Raw genomic sequence first — 16,892 nt, forward strand, 5'->3', positions numbered from 1 at the left:
GATGCTGTTCGGCCTGATGGCCATCACCGGCAGCTGGGTGCCCAGGCTGGGCCTCGACCTTCGCGGCGGCACCACCATTACCCTGACGGCCCGCACGTCCGACGGCAGTTCGCCGCCCCGGGAGAACCTGGAGACCGCGCGCACGATCATCCAGCAGCGTGTCGACTCACTCGGTGTGGGTGAGGCGTCGGTCACCGTGCAGGGCAACGACCAAATCGAGGTCGCCGCCCCCAACGTGAGCAGCGATGAGCTGGTCGAACTTGTGGGTACCACGGCCCGGTTGGCGTTCCGGCCGGTGCTGGCCGTCCAGGCTGCCACCCCGGCAGGCACGTCCACGCCGACCCCGTCCCCGGAGGCGTCCCCGAGGCCCAACCCGGACGACGAGGTGGGTGACCAGGCCACCAGCGAGCCAACCAGTCCGGCGCAGCGGGGCCCGGTGCCGGCGCTGCCGACCGAACCGCCGGCTCCCGCCACGCCGAGGCCATCCGCCCCGGCGGAGAATCCGCCGTCGTTGCAGGAACGGCTGGACTACCAGCCAACCGAACAGGACGTGAACGACTTCCTGGCCTTCGCGTGCGGTGATGAGTTCCCCGACGTCTCCGACCAGCCGCTGATCGCCTGCGATGAGCAGCAGACCGCGAAGTACCTGCTCGGTCCGGTGGTCGTCAGCGGCGAACGGGTCACCGACGCGTCCGCCGGTATCCCGCAGGGTCAGCTCGGCTGGGCGGTCTCGCTCAGCTTCGACTCCCAGGGCACCCAGGAGTTCTCGGACGCCACCGCGGCGCTGGCCACCAAGCAGTCACCGCAGAACCAGTTCGCCATCGTGCTGGACCACCAGGTGATCTCGGCGCCGAGCGTCAGCGAGCGAATCCCCGGCGGCCAGGCCTCGATCAGCGGCGGCTCGATCAACGAGGAGACCGCCCGCTCGCTGGCCGCCACCCTGCGTTACGGCGCGCTGCCGGTCGACCTGGAGATCAGCTCCGTCGACACGGTCTCGCCGACCCTGGGTGGCAACCAGATCACCGCGGGCATCGTGGCTGGCCTGATCGGTCTCGGCCTGGTGGTGGTCTACTCGCTGGTCTACTACCGCGGCCTGACCGTGGTGGTGGTCGGCTCGCTGCTGGCCGCCGCAGTCGTCACCTACGCGGTACTGGTGCTGCTCGGCTCGGCGGTCGGATTCGCCCTGAACCTGCCGGGCATCGCCGGCGCGATCGTTGCCATCGGTGTCACCGCCGACTCGTTCGTCATCTACTTCGAACGGATCCGCGACGAGATCCGCGAGGGCCACAGCCTGCGGCACTCCATCCAGTCCGGCTGGAGCAAGGCCCGCGGCACCATCCTGATGGCCGACGGCGTGCAACTGCTGTCTGCGGTGGTGCTGTACTTCCTGGCCATCGGCAGCGTCAAGGGCTTCGCGTTCACAGTCGGTGTGACCACCGCGATCGACCTGCTGCTGGTGATCTTCTTCACCCACCCGTTGATGACCCTGCTCGGCCAGACCAGGTTCTTCGGTGAGGGACGGAAGGGCTCTGGTCTCGACCCGGCGCACCTGGGTGTCAGCCGCGAGTCGCTGCTGGGCAGGCGTGCCACCACCAGACGACGCACCCGTCCGGACGCCAGACCGGCCGACAGCAGGCAAACCGTCGGCAGCCAGGAGGCGAAGTGAGGACCACCACCCCGCAGCCCAAGCGGCAGACGTTCGCGCATCGTCTCTACACCGGTGACTTCGAGTTCGAGTTCGTTGCCAACCGCCGCAGGTGGTACATCATCAGCGCGATCGTGCTGCTGATCTCGGTGCTGGCGGTCGCGGTCCGCGGCCTCAACCTGGGCATCGAGTTCGAGGGCGGTTCGGTCTTCCAGGCACCGGTCCAGGTCAGCTCGCAGACCATCCCGGAGTTCACCCGGGCTGCGGTCGACTCCGGGGTGCCCGACCTGGGCGTCCAGGTGAGCACCGTCGGCGACCACACCGTCCGCGTCCAGACCCGCAGCCTGGAGACCCCGGAGGTCGTCGACGTCCGGCAGGCGATCGCCGAGCAGGCGGGTATCAACTCCGACGACGTGGCCTACTCGCTGATCGGGCCGTCGTGGGGCCAGCAGATCACCCAGCAGGCGTTGATCGCGCTGGCGGTCTTCCTGGTGCTGGTGGGCATCCTGATCGCCATCTACTTCCGGGAATGGAAGATGTCGGTCGCGGCGCTGGTCGCGCTGATGCACGACCTGGTGGTGACAATCGGGCTCTACGCGCTGGTCGGTTTCACCGTCTCGCCGGCAACCATGATCGCGGTGCTCACCATCCTCGGGTACTCCCTGTACGACACCGTGGTGGTCTTCGACATGGTCCGGGTGCAGACCAGGGACCTGAAGAACCAGTCCCGCACCTACAGCCAGGCCGCCAACGCGGCGGTCAACCAGGTGCTGGTGCGCTCGATCAACACCACCATCATCGCCGTGCTGCCGGTGCTGGCCATCCTGGTGGCCGGCGTTGTGGTGCTCGGCGGCGAGGGGGCGCTGGCCGACCTCGGCCTGGCCATGCTGATCGGCATGATCTCGGGCGCCTACTCGTCGATCTTCCTCGCCACCCCGATGCTGGCGCAGATGCGGGAACGCGAACCCGAGATGGTGCGCCACCGCGCCTCGCTGGAGAAGAGCCGGCGAAAGGCTCGCGCCCGGGTCACCACGGTGGCCGCGGCGTCCACCGACATCGGGCCGGCCAGCGCACCGTCCATGGCGGTGCCGTCGGCCGGGGTGCTCGACTACGTCGAGCCCGAGGTCGACGCAGGGGCTGATGACGAACCGGCGGCCGACCAGCCCGAACCGCCCGCGGGCGGGGACAGACGCGTCCAGCCGAGCAAGAGCAGCAGATCGTCCCGAAAGAAGTGAGATGACCGACCCCCGAGTGGCACGCGCCGCCGCGTTGATCCGCAACGTCCCCGACTTCCCGCAGCCGGGCGTCCAGTTCAAGGACATCACCCCGATCCTGGGCGACATCTCGGCCTTCCGGGACGTGATGGACGTGCTGGCCGAACAGGCCCTGGCCGACATCGACGTGGTCTGCGGCGTCGAGTCCCGCGGCTTCCTGTTCGGGGCGCCGTTGGCGCTGCAACTGGGTGTCGACTTCGCACCGATCCGCAAGCCGGGCAAGCTGCCCAGCACGGTGGTGGAGGAGCACTTCGACCTGGAGTACGGGTCGTCCATGCTCGCCATGCACACCGACGCGGTGCAGCCCGGCCAGCGGGTGCTGCTGGTGGATGACCTGCTGGCCACCGGCGGCACCCTGATCGCGTCGGTGAAGCTGGTCGAGCGCCTGGGTGCCTCGGTCGCCCAGGTGCAGGTCGTGATCGAGCTGACTGACCTGGGTGGACGACAGAACCTGGTCGAGTTCGGGGTGAACGACCTGTACGCGATGATCCGAACCAGCTGAACCCAGCAAATGCGCAGCCACGTGCGGTTTCCGGCCCCGTAATACAATCAACGCTACGGTGCAGCGAGAGGGGGTCGGAAGCGATGTCGGATGACAGCGTCTACGGGCCCTACGGCACGGGGGAAGGGATTCCCGGGGCGCCGCGATCGGCCACCCTGGAACGCATCTCCAGCGGCCCCGAACAACCCAGGCTGCGAATGCGCCAGCGGCTTGCCTGGTTCGGCGCGGTCAACCGGCCACCGCAGTCGGCGGTGCTCGACCCGTTGTTCTCGGTGGTGCGGGCCAACCATCCGAAGGCCGACCTGGAGCAACTCGAACGGGCCTACCACACCGCAGAGCACTACCACCGCGGCCAGGTCCGCAAGAGCGGCGAGCCCTACATCACCCACCCGCTGGCCGTCGCCACCATCCTTGCCGGGCTCGGCATGACCGAGTCGACGCTGTGCGCGGCGCTGCTGCACGACACCGTCGAGGACACCAGCTACACCCTCGAACAACTTCGGGCCGACTTCGGTGAAGAGGTGGCGCTGCTGGTCGACGGGGTGACCAAGCTGGACAAGATCAGCTATGGCGAGTCGGCCAAGGCCGAGACCATCCGCAAGCTGGTGGTCGCGACCGCCCGCGACATCCGGGTGCTGGTGATCAAGCTGGCCGACCGGCTGCACAACATGCGTACGCTCACCTACCTGCGTCCCGACAAGCAGGCCCGCATCGCTCGCGACACCCTGGAGATCTTCGCCCCGCTGGCCCACCGGCTGGGCATGAACGCGATCAAGTGGGAACTGGAGGACCTGTCGTTCGCCACCCTGCAGCCCAAGGTCTACGACGAGATCGTCCGGATGGTCGCCGACGCCGCCCCGCAGCGGGAACGGCAACTGCGTGAGGTGATCGACCAGGTCAAGAAGGACCTGAACGAGGCCGGCATCAGGGCCGTCGTCTACGGCCGACCGAAGCACTACTACTCGATCTACCAGAAGATGGTGGTGCGCGGCCGCGACTTCGCCGACATCTACGACCTGGTCGGGCTACGGGTGCTGGTCGAGACCGTCCGCGACTGCTACGGGGCGCTGGGCGTGCTGCACAACCGGTGGAACCCGCTGCCCGGCCGGTTCAAGGACTACATCGCGCTGCCGAAGTACAACATGTACCAGTCGCTGCACACCACCGTGCTCGGGCAGGGCAACCACCCGGTCGAGTTCCAGATTCGCACCCATGAGATGCACCAGCGGGCCGAGTACGGCGTCGCGGCGCACTGGAAGTACAAGGAGGAGCCGCACGCCAAGGGCGGCAAGGGCGCGCAGCGGGACGACCCGGACAGCCAGCAACTGTCGTGGGTGTACCAGCTGAACCAGTGGCAACGCGAGACCGAGGATCCCAGCGAGTTCCTCGACTCGCTCCGGTTCGAGCTGAACACCACCGAGGTGTACGTCTTCACCCCGAAGGGCGACCTGATCGCGTTGCCGCAGGGCTCCACCCCGGTCGACATGGCCTACGCCATCCACAGCGAGGTCGGCGACCGGTGCATCGGCGCCCGGGTGAACGGACGCCTCGTTCCGCTGGACAGCAAGCTGGCCAACGGCGACATCTGCGAGATCCTGGTCTCCCGCTCCGAGGACGCCGGACCCAGCCGCGACTGGCTGGGCTTCGTGGCCAGCCCGCGGGCCCGGTCGAAGATCAAGCAGCACTTCACCCGGGAGCGCCGCGAGGAGGCGATCGAGCAGGGCAAGAACGCGCTGGCCAAGCAGTTGCGCAAGTCGGGCATGCCGTTGCAACGGCTGCTCACCATCGAGCACCTGACCGCCGTCGCCGACACCTACCGGCTGTCCGATGTGAACGCCCTGTACGCTGCGATCGGCGAGGGCAACATCGGCGCCCAGGCCGTCGTCCAGCGACTGGTCGAGACCGAGGGTGGCCTGGAGGCCACCGTCAGCGAAACCCTGGAGGAGAAGCAGCCGGTACCTTCCCCCGCGCGCAGGTCGCGCGGCAAGGACGACGTCGGCATCGTGGTGCAGGGCGACCCGGACATGTGGGTCAAGCTCGCGAAGTGCTGCACCCCGCTGCCCGGGGACGAGATCCTCGGCTTCGTCACCCGCGAGAACGGGGTGTCGGTGCACCGCCGGGACTGTACCAACGCGGCGAACCTGCTCAGCCAGCCCGAACGCATCGTCGAGGTGGAGTGGGCGCACTCGTCGAACGTCGGGTACCTGGTCTCGGTGCAGGTGGAGGCGCTGGACCGCACCGGCCTGTTGTCGGACCTGACCAGGGCGCTGTCCGACCAGGGGGTGTCGATCACCTCGGCGGTGGTGAGCACCACCAAGGACCGGATCGCCCGGGTTCGACTCACCTTCGAGTGCTCCGACCCCAAGCACCTGGCGCACGTCATCTCGCAGATGCGGAAGGTCTCGGGTGTCTACGACATCTACCGGGTCAGCCAGGGCGGCTGACCCGCGATCGCCGGCTCAGGCGCTGAACTCGTCGAGGGTCTTCTGGGCCTGGGCCAGCCACTCGGTGTAGGTCTTGATCGACTCGCGGGTCTTGGCCGCCTTGCTGCGGTCACCCCGACGCTCGGCCGCCTCGGCCTGCTCGGTCAGCTTCTCGATCTGGGCGCTGAACATCTCGACGGTGTCGGAGGCCCGCTTGCGGGCCTCCGGGTCGGTGCGCCGCCACTCCTCCTCCTCGGCCGAGCGCAACGCCTGCTCCAGCGCGCGGACGCGTCCCTCGAGCGGACGGATGGCCTCCCGCGGCACCTTGCCGAGCTGGTTGTAGCTGGCCAGGAACTCCCGGAAGGCGTCCTTGGCGACCTTGACGTCGGTGACCGGCAGCATCGCCGCCTCCGCCTCCTCCAGCAGCTTCTGCTTGGCCGCCAGGTTCTCGCGGAACTCGGTCTCCGCGGCGTTGAAAACCGCCGAGCGGGCATCGAAGAACTGGTCCTGCAGGCCGCGGAACTCAGCCCACAGCTTGTCGTCCACGTCCCGGCCGGCGCCACCGGCCGCCCGCCACTGGTTCATCAGGTCACGAAACTCCGCCGCGGTCTGCGCCCAGTCGGTGGAGTCGGCGATCTGCCGGGACCGCTCGATGATCTGTTCCTTGATCCTGCGGGCGGCTTCCCGGCGTTCGTTCTCGCTGGCGAACTGCGCCTTGCGGCGGCGGGTGTAGGTGGTGCGGGCGGTGCTGAAACGGTGCCACAACTCGTCGTCGGTGGCCCGGTCGATCCGCGGCAGCGCCTTCCATTCCTCCAGCAGCACCCGGAACCGGTTGACCCCGCCGCGCCAGTCGTTACCGGCAGCCAGCTTCTCGGCCTCGGCGACCATCGCCTCCTTGGCGGCCCTGGTCTGTTCGTTCTGGGCGGCCCGCTCGGCCTTGCGGGCCTCCTGCGCGGCGGCCAACTGGGGAGTGAGCGCTTCCAGCCTGATCACCAGTCCGTCGAGATCACCCACCGCGCTGGCCTCGCCGATCGAGGTCTTCAGGTGGTTGATGGACTTTCGGGCCTCCTCCGGCGACAACGAGCCCGACTCGATCCGCTGCGACAGCAGGTTCACTTCGGTCTCCAGTGATTCGAAGCGGCGCACGAAGAAGGCGAGCGCTTCGGATTCGTCGGCATCGGGGACTTGACCGACCCTGCGTTCGCCCGCGGAGGTCAGCACGTACACCGTGCCGTCTTCCTCGACGCGTCCGAAACTGGCCGGCCCTGCGCTTTCAGTCATGCGTCCCATCTTGCCCGATAGGCTGCGATTTGTGTTCATCGTGCCGTTCGTTTGTGGTCCGTGGCAGGCCAACTGTTATGTGGTAGCCGCCGCCGAGCCGGCGGCGGGCCATCGGCAACCGGCACTGGTCATCGATCCCGGTGTGCAGTCCCGACCGCAGGTGGACGCCGTGACGTCCCGCCATCACCTCGATCTGGCCGGCGTGGTCTGCACCCACGGCCACGTCGACCACGTCGCCGACGCGGCAAAGCTCGCCAACGACCACCGGGTTCCGCTCTGGCTGCACCCCGCCGACCTGCCGATGCTCACCCGACCTGCCCTGGGCCTGGGGCATGGCAGCGAACTGCTGATCCAGCAGGTGCTGGGCAGCACCCGGCTGCCGGCCCCCAACGACCTGCGCGAACTCGCCGACGACCAGCAGCTCGACCTGGCCGGCATCCAGCTGCGCGTCCGGCACGCACCCGGCCACACCCCCGGCTGCGTCGTGCTGACCGGCGTGGCCGACGGCGTCCCGGTGATGTTCAGCGGCGACGTGCTGTTCGCCGGCAGCATCGGCCGGGTCGACCTGCCGGGCGGCAGCATGGCGCAGATGCGCAGCACGCTGGGTGACCTGCGGGACACCGTCGACCCGGTGACGAGTATCCTGCCGGGGCACGGTCCGGCCACGACGATGGCTCGCGAGCTGGCCGGCAACCCCTACCTGACCAAGGAGATGCTCGCCTGATGGCTCGTCCCAAAGCCCTCTCCGGCTTCCCGGAGTTCCTGCCTGCCCAGCGGATCGTCGAGCAGGCGGTGATCGACCTGCTGCGTGAGACCTTCGAGTTGCACGGTTTCGCGGGGATCGAGACCAGGGCCGTCGAACCGATGGACGCGCTGACCCGCAAGGGCGAGATCACCAAGGAGGTCTACGTCGTCCGCCGGCTGCACGCCGCGCCCGACGAGGTCGGCGACGACGTCGGCCTGCACTTCGACCTGACCGTGCCGCTGGCTCGCTACGTGCTGGAGAACTCCGGGCAGCTGAACTTCCCGTTCCGCCGCTACCAGATCCAGAAGGTCTGGCGCGGCGAGCGTCCGCAGGAGGGCCGCTACCGGGAGTTCGCCCAGGCCGACATCGACATCATCGGCGAGCACGGCCTGGCCGAGCACCACGACGTGGAGGCGCCGCTGGTGATGCTGGAGGCGCTGGAGAAGCTGCACCTGCGGCTGGGGCTGCCGCCGGTGCTGATGCACGTCAACAACCGCAAGCTGTCGGAGGGCTTCTACCGGGGGTTGGGCATCGAGGACACCGCCGCGGTGCTGCAGCGGGTGGACAAGTTCGACAAGATCGGGCCCGCCGCAGTGCACGAGTTGCTGATGGACGAGCTTGGCCTGTCCGACCAGGTGGCCGCCAAGTGCGTGGAGCTGGCCACCATCCAGGCCCCCGACGACTCCTTCGCAGCCCGGGTGCATGACCTCGGGGTGCGCTCGGAGATGCTGGACGAAGGGATCGACTCGCTGGTGCGGGTGATCAACGCCGCCCGCACCCAGGTGCCGGGGCGGATGCTGGCCGACCTGAAGATCGCCCGCGGTCTGGACTACTACACCGGCACCGTCTACGAGACCGAGCTGGTCGGGCACGAGCCGCTCGGCTCGATCAGCTCCGGTGGCCGCTACGACTCGCTGGCCTCCGACGGCAAGCGCAGCTACCCCGGCGTCGGCATCTCGCTGGGCCTGACCAGGCTGCTGGTGCCGCTGCTGGGACGAGGCGCGTTGGCGGCGTCCCGCAGCGTGCCGAGCTGCGTGCTGGTGGCGGTGGACGCCGAGGAAACCCGACCGGTGGCGATGTCGGTCGCTGCGGCGTTGCGGGCCCGGGGCATCGCCTGCGAGGTTGCGCCGCGGGCCGACAGGTACGGCAAGCAGATCAGGTACGCCGACCGCCGGGGTATCCCGTTCGTCTGGTTCGGCGGCGTCCAGGGTGAGGTGAAGGACATCCGGTCCGGTGAGCAGGTGGGCGCCGATGCGTCCGGCTGGCAGCCCCCCGCCGAGGACCTGCGTCCCGGGGTGGTCACGGCGTCCTGAGCCGAATTGCGGCTGACCGGCCGGACGGTACACTGTCCGGCGTGCCCGCACTGTCTATGCGGGGTTCGCACCCGAGAGGAATGTGGCGTTGATTCGCACCCACGAGGCAGGGACGCTCGGTTCGTCCGAAATCGGTACCACTGTTCGGCTCGCCGGTTGGGTGGACGCCCGACGCGACCACGGCGGAGTGGTCTTCGTCGACCTGCGGGACGCCTCCGGCATCGTGCAGTGCGTGATCCGTGAGGAACTGGTCGACCAGTTGGGTGCCCACCGGCTGCGCAACGAGTTCTGCCTGGCGATCGGCGGGGAGGTGGAGGCCCGGTCCGCCGACACCGTCAACCCCGGCATGGCAACCGGCGAGATCGAGGTCGCCGTCAACACCCTGGAGGTGCTGAACCCGGCCGCACCGCTGCCGTTCCCGATCGACGACCGCGTCAACGTCGGTGAGGACACCCGGTTCCGGCACCGCTACCTCGACCTGCGCCGCCCCGAGCCGGGCCGGCTGCTGCGGCTGCGCAGCCAGGTCAATGCCGCCGCCCGGAAGGTGTTGGCCGCGCACGACTTCGTCGAGATCGAGACCCCGACGCTGACCCGCAGCACCCCTGAGGGTGCCCGCGATTTCCTGGTGCCGGCCCGGCTGGCACCCGGCTCCTGGTACGCCCTGCCGCAGAGCCCGCAGCTGTTCAAGCAGTTGCTGATGGTGGCCGGCATGGAGCGCTATTTCCAGATCGCCCGCTGCTACCGGGACGAGGACTTCCGGGCCGACCGGCAGCCGGAGTTCACCCAGCTCGACGTCGAGATGAGCTTCGTCGACCAGGACGACGTGATCGCGCTGTCGGAGCGGATCATCGCCGAGGTCTGGTCGCTGATCGGCTACCAGCTGCCGAACCCGCTGCCGCGGCTGACCTTCACCGAGGCGATGGACCGGTACGGATCGGACAAGCCCGATCTGCGGTTCGATCTGGAGCTCACCGAGCTGACCGAGTACTTCGCCGACACTCCGTTCCGGGTCTTCCAGGCGCCCTACGTGGGGGCGGTCGTGATGCCGGGTGGGGCGTCCCAGCCGCGTCGCACCTTCGACGCCTGGCAGGAGTGGGCCAAGCAGCGCGGCGCCAGGGGGCTGGCCTATGTCACCATCGCCGACGACGGCGCCATGGCCGGCCCGGTCAGCAAGAACATCTCGGACGCCGAACGCGACGGGCTGGCGGCCGCGACCGGCGCCCGGCCGGGCGACTGCATCTTCTTCGCCGCCGGTACCCGGACTGCGTCCCAGCATCTGTTGGGGGCGGCCCGCAACGAGATCGCCCGTCGGTGCGAGCTGATCGACCAGGACGCCTGGAGCTTCTTGTGGGTGGTCGACGCGCCGTTGTTCAAGCCGGTGTCCGAAGCGGTCGCCGAGGGCGACGTGGCGGTGGGTGGTGGGGCCTGGACGGCGGTGCACCACGCGTTCACCTCGCCCAAGCCGGAGTGCATGGCGACGTTCGACACCGACCCCGGCTCGGCGCTCGCCTACGCCTACGACCTGATCTGCAACGGCAACGAGATCGGCGGCGGTTCGATCCGTATCCACCGTCGCGACGTGCAGGAGCGGGTCTTCAAGGTGATGGGCATCGGCGCCGAGGAGGCCCAGGAGAAGTTCGGCTTCCTGCTGGACGCCTTCCAGTACGGTGCCCCGCCGCACGGCGGGATCGCGTTCGGCTGGGACCGGATCACCGCGCTGCTCGGCGGTGCCGAGTCGATCCGCGAGGTCATCGCCTTCCCGAAGACCGGCAACGGCTACGACCCGCTGACCGGCGCCCCGGCCCCGATCACCGCGCAGCAGCGTAAGGAGGCCGGTGTCGACACCCGGCCGCAGCACAAGAAGCAGGCCGCCCAGGTCGAGGCCTAGTCCGGCGGAGGTCGGCCCTGCGATGGGCCGGCCCGCCGCAGGGTGTGTACCGGTCGGTCGGCGGGGCAGGGTACGGTCGATGCCATGACGACCGGACCGAACTGGGTGGAACTTGATGGCGTGGTCAACATGCGGGATCTCGGTGGGCACACCACCGTCACCGGACGGACCGTCCGCTGGCGGACGGTGCTGCGATCGGACAACCTGGCAGACCTGACGCCATCGGCGGCCACCCTCCTGCTCGACCACTACCGGGTGAGCGACGTCGTCGACCTGCGCACCAACGGTGAACATGCCCGGGACGGTGCCTGGCCGTTCAACGGGCAGGTCCACCTGCACAAGATGAGCCTGTACCCCGACGACGATCCGGACGATCCGATCCCGCCATGGCACGGCCAGCTGGCCGCCACCGAACCCGGCGAACCCCGCGACCGCAACCACCTGACGGCGCTGCACTACCTGGGCTACTTCACCACCCGGCCCGACAGCCTGATCCGGGCGCTGCGGACGGTCGCCTCGGCCAGCGGCGCCACGATCATCAACTGCGCGGCCGGCAAGGACCGCACCGGCGCCACGTCCGCGCTGCTGCTGTCGGCGGTCGGGGTGCCCGCCGACCAGGTGATCGCCGACTACGCGGCCAGTAACCAGCGGATTCGGGCCATCCTGGAGCGGCTCGGCGAGGCGGCCACCGTGGGGTCGCCCGAGTACGAGGATCGGGTGGCGGCCCAGGCCACCCCACCGGCGGTGATGGAGATCCTGCTGGACCGGATCGACCGCAAGCTCGGCGGCGTGGCGAACTGGCTGGACCGCCAGGGGTGGACCGGCGACGACCAGTCGGCACTGGAGAACAGGCTGCTCGACTGAGCATGTCGGAGGACCTGTTCGGCAACCTGATCCCTGGCCCCGACACCAGCACCGGTGGCTCGCTCACCCACGGTGATCACGCCAATCTCCCGCTGGCGGTCCGGATGCGGCCGCGCACCATCGACGAGATTGTCGGTCAGGACCACCTGCTGGCGCCCGGCTCGCCGCTGCGGCGGCTGGCCGAGGGTACCGGCGCGATGTCGGTCTTCCTGTGGGGCCCGCCCGGGGTGGGCAAGACCACTATCGCGGCGGTGGTCTCCAACCAGACCAACCGTCGCTTCGTCGAGCTGTCCGCGGTGACTGCCGGCGTCAGCCAGGTGCGCACCCAGCTTGACACCGCCAAGCGGGAACTGGCCCGAGGCCGGGCCACCGTCCTGTTCGTGGACGAGGTGCACCGGTTCAACAAGGCCCAGCAGGACGTGCTGCTGCCGGCGGTGGAGAACCGGCTGGTCACCCTCATCGCCGCCACTACCGAGAACCCCAGCTTCAGCGTGATAGCGCCGCTGTTGTCGCGGTCGCTGGTGCTGACGTTGAAGCCGTTGACCGACCAGGACCTGAACCGGCTGGTCGATCGGGCGCTGTCGGACGAACGCGGCCTGGCAGGCCGGTTCGGCCTGTCCGACGACGCCCGGGCAGCGATGCTGGCGATGGCGGGTGGGGACGCGCGCCGGGTGCTGACCTACCTGGAGGAGGCCGCCCGCAGCGCCGAGGCGATCGGCGCCGACGTCATCGAACTGGCAACCCTGGAGAAGTCGGTGGACCGGGCGGCGGTGCGCTATGACGCCGATGGCGACCAGCACTACGACGTGATCAGCGCCTTCATCAAGTCGGTGCGGGGCTCCGACGTGGACGCCGCGCTGCACTGGCTGGCCAGGATGCTGGAGGCGGGGGAGGATCCCCGGTTCATCGCCCGCCGGCTGGTCATCTCGGCCAGCGAGGACATCGGGATGGCTGCGCCGGGGGTGCTGCAGACCTGCGTCGCGGCCGCCCAGGCCGTGCAGTTGATCGGCATGCCGGAGGCCCGGATCAACCTGGCCCAGGCCACCATCGCGGCGGCCACCGCACCCAAGTCGAATGCGGTGATCACGGCCATCGACGCCGCCATCGCCGACGTCCGGGCCGGCCGGATCGGGCAGGTCCCAGCCCACCTGCGGGACGCCCACTACGCCTCGGCCGCCGGTTACGGCCACGGGGTTGGGTACCAGTACTCCCACGATCACCCGCACGGCGTCGCGGCCCAGCAGTACCTGCCCGACGAGTTGGCAGACCGGCGCTACTACCTGCCCAGCCAGCACGGCAACGAGGCGCAGATCGCCGACCGGCTGGCGGTGTTGCGGGAACTGCTAGGCCGGGTCTGACTTGTCGTCGGCCGACATCCGGATCTGGTGCGCCTCGGCGGCCAGCTTGTTGGCCTTCTCCTGCTTCTTGACGATGCCCGCGTTCTCCCGCGGTGGCAGCAGCGGGTCGCGTTCGGCCGCCATGCCCCGGTGCAACTGCCGGACGCGGATGATCTCCTCGTCCAGGTGGGCGCCCACCAGCAGGGCAAGGTTGGTCAACCACAGTAACCACAACGCGATGATGACGCCGGCGAGGGTACCGTAGGTCTTGTCGTAGCTGCCGAAGTTGGCCGCGTAGAAGCTGAAGCCGGTGGCCGCGATGATCGCGATGAACACGGCCAGAGTGGAGCCGGGGCTGATCGGCTGGAATTTTGGCTTCTTGACGTTGGGCGTCCAGTGGTAGAGCGCGGCGACCACAATCATCACCAGGGCGAGCAGGAGCGGCCATTTGGCGATGTCCCAGACCCGCACTACCGCGTTACCCAACCCGATTCGATCGCCGACCCACTGGGCGACGCTGCCGCTCAGCACCAGACCGCCGAGTACCAGTACCGCGCTGACCAGGACGATGATGGTGAGCAGCAGCTGGAAGAGCTTCAGCTTGATGGCGTTGCGACCCTCCTCGACCTCGTGGACGCGGTTCATCGCGCGAGTGAAGGCTGCGATGTAGCCGCTGGCCGCCCAGACGGCGGTGATGATGCCGAGGACCAGAGCAAAGCCGGCACCGGAAGAGGAGAAGAAGCCGTCAATTATGCCGACCAGGGTCTGCGCCGTACCGTCGTCCGGGACGCCTTCCTGGATCAGCCGGGTGAGTTCTGGCATCAGCCGGTCACCCACTCCGCTCAACTTGATGATGGAGACAATGGCGAGCAGGCCGGGGAACAGCGCCAGCACCGTGTAGTAGGTGAGGGTGGCGGCGATGTCGGTGGCCTGATTGGCGGTGAAGCGCTGGATGGTCGATTTCACGATGTGCAGCCAGGAGCTTCGGGGGATCTTGACCTTCTTGGGCTCCGGCGGCTGGTCGTCCGAGAGCACGGGGCCTTGGGAGTCGATGGGGTCGTTCATATCCCGAATGTACCCAGCGCGCTAGGCTTGGCTGCTGGCTCGGCGCGCACTACGCCCAGCGCGAACGCAAGTGAGGATGATGGGATGAAAGCAGCAGCAATCGGACGGCGTTTCCTGGACTTCTTCGCCGCCCGCGACCACACCGTGGTGCCCAGCACCTCGCTGCTGTACAACGACCCCACGCTGTTGTTCGTCAACGCCGGGATGGTGCCCTTCAAGCCCTACTTCACCGGGGCCGAGCGCGCCCCGTACCCGCGGGCGGTGAGCATGCAGAAATGCGTGCGCACCCTGGACATCGACGACGTCGGCAAGACCACCCGGCACGGCACCTTCTTCCAGATGCTGGGCAATTTCAGCTTCGGTGACTACTTCAAGCGGGAATCGATCGAGTGGGCCTGGCAGTTCGTCACCGGCAGCCAGGACGACGGCTGTCTGGGCTTCGCGCCGGACAAGATCTGGGTGACGGTGCTCGGCCCGGGCATGCACCCCGACTACCCGAACGGTGACGAGGAGGCGGTCCGGTACTGGCGTTCGGTGGGCGTGCCCGCCGGCCGCATCCAGGCCCGCAGCCTCAAGGACAACTACTGGCACATGGGCGTACCCGGGCCGGGCGGGCCGTGCTCGGAGATCTACATCGACCGCGGCCCCCGGTACGGTCCGGAGGGTGGCCCCAACGCCGACGAGGACCGCTTCCTGGAGATCTGGAACCTGGTCTTCCAGCAGGAGGAACTGTCGGTCGTGCGGGCCAAGGACGACTTCGACGTCGCACGTCAGCTGCCCAGCAAGAACATCGACACCGGCGCCGGGCTGGAACGGATCGCGTTCCTGATGCAGGGCGTCGACAACATGTACGAGACCGATGAGGTCTTCCCGGTGATCGCCCGGGCGTCCAGCCTGACCGGACGCCGCTACGGCGCCGACGCCAGCGACGACGTGCGGCTGCGGGTGATCGGCGACCACGTGCGCAGCGCGCTGATGCTGATGACCGACGGGGTGTCGCCCGGCAACGAGGCTCGCGGCTACGTGCTGCGTCGGCTGCTGCGACGCTCCATCCGCTCGATGCGGCTGCTTGGGTACCCCGGTGAGCACCTGGTCGAACTGCTGGACGTCAGCCGCGGGGTGATGCGCAACTCCTACCCCGAGATCGACGACCAGTGGGAACGGATCAGTGAGATCGCCGGGAATGAGGAGGCGACCTTCAGCCGGACCCTGCAGGCCGGCACCACCCTGTTCGACCTGGCGGTCGACCAGACCCGCCAGTCGGGGTCGGCCACCCTGCCCGGCGACAAGGCCTTCCAGTTGCACGACACCTACGGCTTCCCGATCGACCTGACCCTGGAGATGGCTTCCGAGCAGGGGCTCAGCGTCGACCGGGAACGCTTCGCCGAACTCATGACCGAGCAGCGGCAGCGCGCCAAGGCCGACGCCCGCGCCAAGAAGGGCGGCGTGGTCGACACCGAGGCCTACCAAGTGCTGCGCGCCGAGGGTGAGACCCCGTTCCTGGGTTTCACCGACCTTGTGATCGACACCAGGGTGCGCGGGCTGGTCGGCGAGGGCGAGTCGCTCACCATCGCACCTGACGGCAGCATCGTCGAGGTGGTGCTCGCCGAGACCCCGTTCTACGCCGAGGCCGGCGGCCAGGACTCCGACGCCGGTGTGCTGAGCACCCCGGCCGGTGAACTCAAGGTGCTGGACGTCCAGCGTCCGGTGCCCGGACTGATCGTGCACAAGGTCGAGGTCGTCGGCGAGCTGGCCGTCGGAGATCCGGTCACCGCTCAGGTGGACGGCTTCTACCGCCGGGGCGCCTGCCAGGCACACTCGGCCACCCACGTCGTCCACGCCGCACTGCGGGAACTGGTCGGCTCGGGCGCCACCCAGGCCGGCTCCTACAACCGCCCCGGCTACCTGCGCTTCGACTTCTCGGCCAGCAAGGGCCTCAGCCCCCAGCTCCGGGCCGAGATCGAGGAACGCTGCAATGAGGCGATCCGGGACGACCTGGCCGTCAGCGCCACCCAGATGAAGCTGGCCGAGGCCAGGGCGATGGGAGCGATGGCGATGTTCGGCGAGAAGTACCCGCCGATCGTCCGGGTGGTCGAGATGGGCGGGCCGTGGAGCCGCGAGCTGTGTGGCGGCACCCACGTCGAGCACTCCAGCCAGATCGGCATGATGACCCTGCTCGGTGAGCAGTCGATCGGCTCGGGCACCCGCCGGGTGGAGGCGCTGGTCAGCACCGACGCGTTCGCCCACATGGCGGCCGAACGCGCACTGGTGCACCAGTTGTCCGACCTGCTCAAGGTGCAACCCGACCAGCTGCCCGACCGGGTGCAGTCGATGGTCGCCGACCTGAAGGCTGCGCAGAAGACCATATCGGAGTTGCGGCTGGCCCAGTTGAAGGCAGATCTGGCCGACGCTGCCGAGCGCGCCCGCGACCTGTCCGGCGTCCGGACGGTGGCGCAACTGGTATCCGGCGCCGAGGGCGGCGAGCTGCGGACGCTGGCCACCGAGCTGCGCGACCGGTTCGGTTCGCAGCCGGCCCTGGTCGTCCTGATCGGGGA

Annotated in this window: 12 protein-coding genes; 10 read left to right on the forward strand and 2 right to left on the reverse strand. The window is 68.9% G+C overall.

Features of this window, described 5'->3' with window-relative positions:
- The first annotated feature begins 1 nt into the window (after position 1).
- The 4 genes from secD (at position 2) to WBL05_RS13450 (ending at position 5,865) form a co-directional block, all read left to right on the forward strand.
- Positions 2-1,666 carry a protein translocase subunit SecD gene (gene secD / locus WBL05_RS13435; protein WP_424226642.1) on the forward strand — a complete coding sequence of 555 codons (1,665 nt, stop codon included), beginning with the start codon at positions 2-4 and terminating at the stop codon, positions 1,664-1,666.
- Complete coding sequence (secF, locus tag WBL05_RS13440) at positions 1,663-2,880, forward strand: protein translocase subunit SecF (protein WP_424226624.1); 1,218 nt, start codon at positions 1,663-1,665, stop codon at positions 2,878-2,880. Before secD ends, secF begins: the two co-directional genes overlap by 4 nt.
- A 1-nt stretch (position 2,881) precedes the next feature.
- On the forward strand, positions 2,882-3,421 hold the full coding sequence (locus tag WBL05_RS13445) for an adenine phosphoribosyltransferase (protein WP_424226625.1): 540 nt from the start codon (positions 2,882-2,884) through the stop codon (positions 3,419-3,421).
- An 83-nt stretch (positions 3,422-3,504) separates the two neighbouring features.
- Positions 3,505-5,865, forward strand: a complete 2,361-nt coding sequence (locus WBL05_RS13450) for a RelA/SpoT family protein (protein ID WP_424226627.1) — start codon at positions 3,505-3,507, stop codon at positions 5,863-5,865.
- 15 nt (positions 5,866-5,880) lie between these two features.
- Here the strand turns inward: WBL05_RS13450 and WBL05_RS13455 are convergent, their stop codons facing one another.
- The gene (locus WBL05_RS13455; protein ID WP_424226629.1) at positions 5,881-7,164 is read right to left on the reverse strand and encodes a DUF349 domain-containing protein; all 1,284 of its coding nucleotides are present in this window, start codon (positions 7,162-7,164) and stop codon (positions 5,881-5,883) included.
- On the opposite strand from WBL05_RS13455, the gene WBL05_RS13460 reads away from it, so the two are divergent.
- From WBL05_RS13460 to WBL05_RS13480, 5 genes are all read left to right on the forward strand, one after another.
- The gene (locus WBL05_RS13460; RefSeq protein WP_424226631.1) at positions 7,157-7,849 is read left to right on the forward strand and encodes an MBL fold metallo-hydrolase; all 693 of its coding nucleotides are present in this window, start codon (positions 7,157-7,159) and stop codon (positions 7,847-7,849) included. The two genes, WBL05_RS13455 and WBL05_RS13460, sit on opposite strands and share 8 nt — an antisense overlap.
- Entirely contained in the window at positions 7,849-9,183 is a 1,335-nt protein-coding gene (gene hisS / locus WBL05_RS13465; RefSeq protein ID WP_424226633.1) for a histidine--tRNA ligase, read from the forward strand. The genes WBL05_RS13460 and hisS overlap by 1 nt, the downstream gene beginning before the upstream one ends.
- 88 nt (positions 9,184-9,271) lie before the next feature.
- Entirely contained in the window at positions 9,272-11,071 is a 1,800-nt protein-coding gene (gene aspS / locus WBL05_RS13470) for an aspartate--tRNA ligase (RefSeq protein WP_424226644.1), read from the forward strand.
- Positions 11,072-11,155: 84 nt separating this feature from the next.
- Entirely contained in the window at positions 11,156-11,935 is a 780-nt protein-coding gene (locus tag WBL05_RS13475) for a tyrosine-protein phosphatase (protein WP_424226634.1), read from the forward strand.
- Between the two features lie 2 nt (positions 11,936-11,937).
- Positions 11,938-13,293 carry a replication-associated recombination protein A gene (locus WBL05_RS13480; RefSeq protein ID WP_424226635.1) on the forward strand — a complete coding sequence of 452 codons (1,356 nt, stop codon included), beginning with the start codon at positions 11,938-11,940 and terminating at the stop codon, positions 13,291-13,293.
- Here the strand turns inward: WBL05_RS13480 and WBL05_RS13485 are convergent.
- Positions 13,279-14,337: a YihY/virulence factor BrkB family protein gene (locus WBL05_RS13485; protein ID WP_424226637.1), complete on the reverse strand. Its 1,059-nt coding sequence runs from the start codon at positions 14,335-14,337 to the stop codon at positions 13,279-13,281. The two genes, WBL05_RS13480 and WBL05_RS13485, sit on opposite strands and share 15 nt — an antisense overlap.
- Before the next feature lie 84 nt (positions 14,338-14,421).
- On the opposite strand from WBL05_RS13485, the gene alaS reads away from it, so the two are divergent.
- Positions 14,422-16,892: alanine--tRNA ligase (gene alaS / locus WBL05_RS13490; RefSeq protein WP_424226639.1), on the forward strand; the 2,471-nt coding region annotated here is incomplete at its 3' end.

Source organism: Brooklawnia sp., assembly GCF_049651565.1.
Lineage (GTDB): Bacteria > Actinomycetota > Actinomycetes > Propionibacteriales > Propionibacteriaceae > Brooklawnia.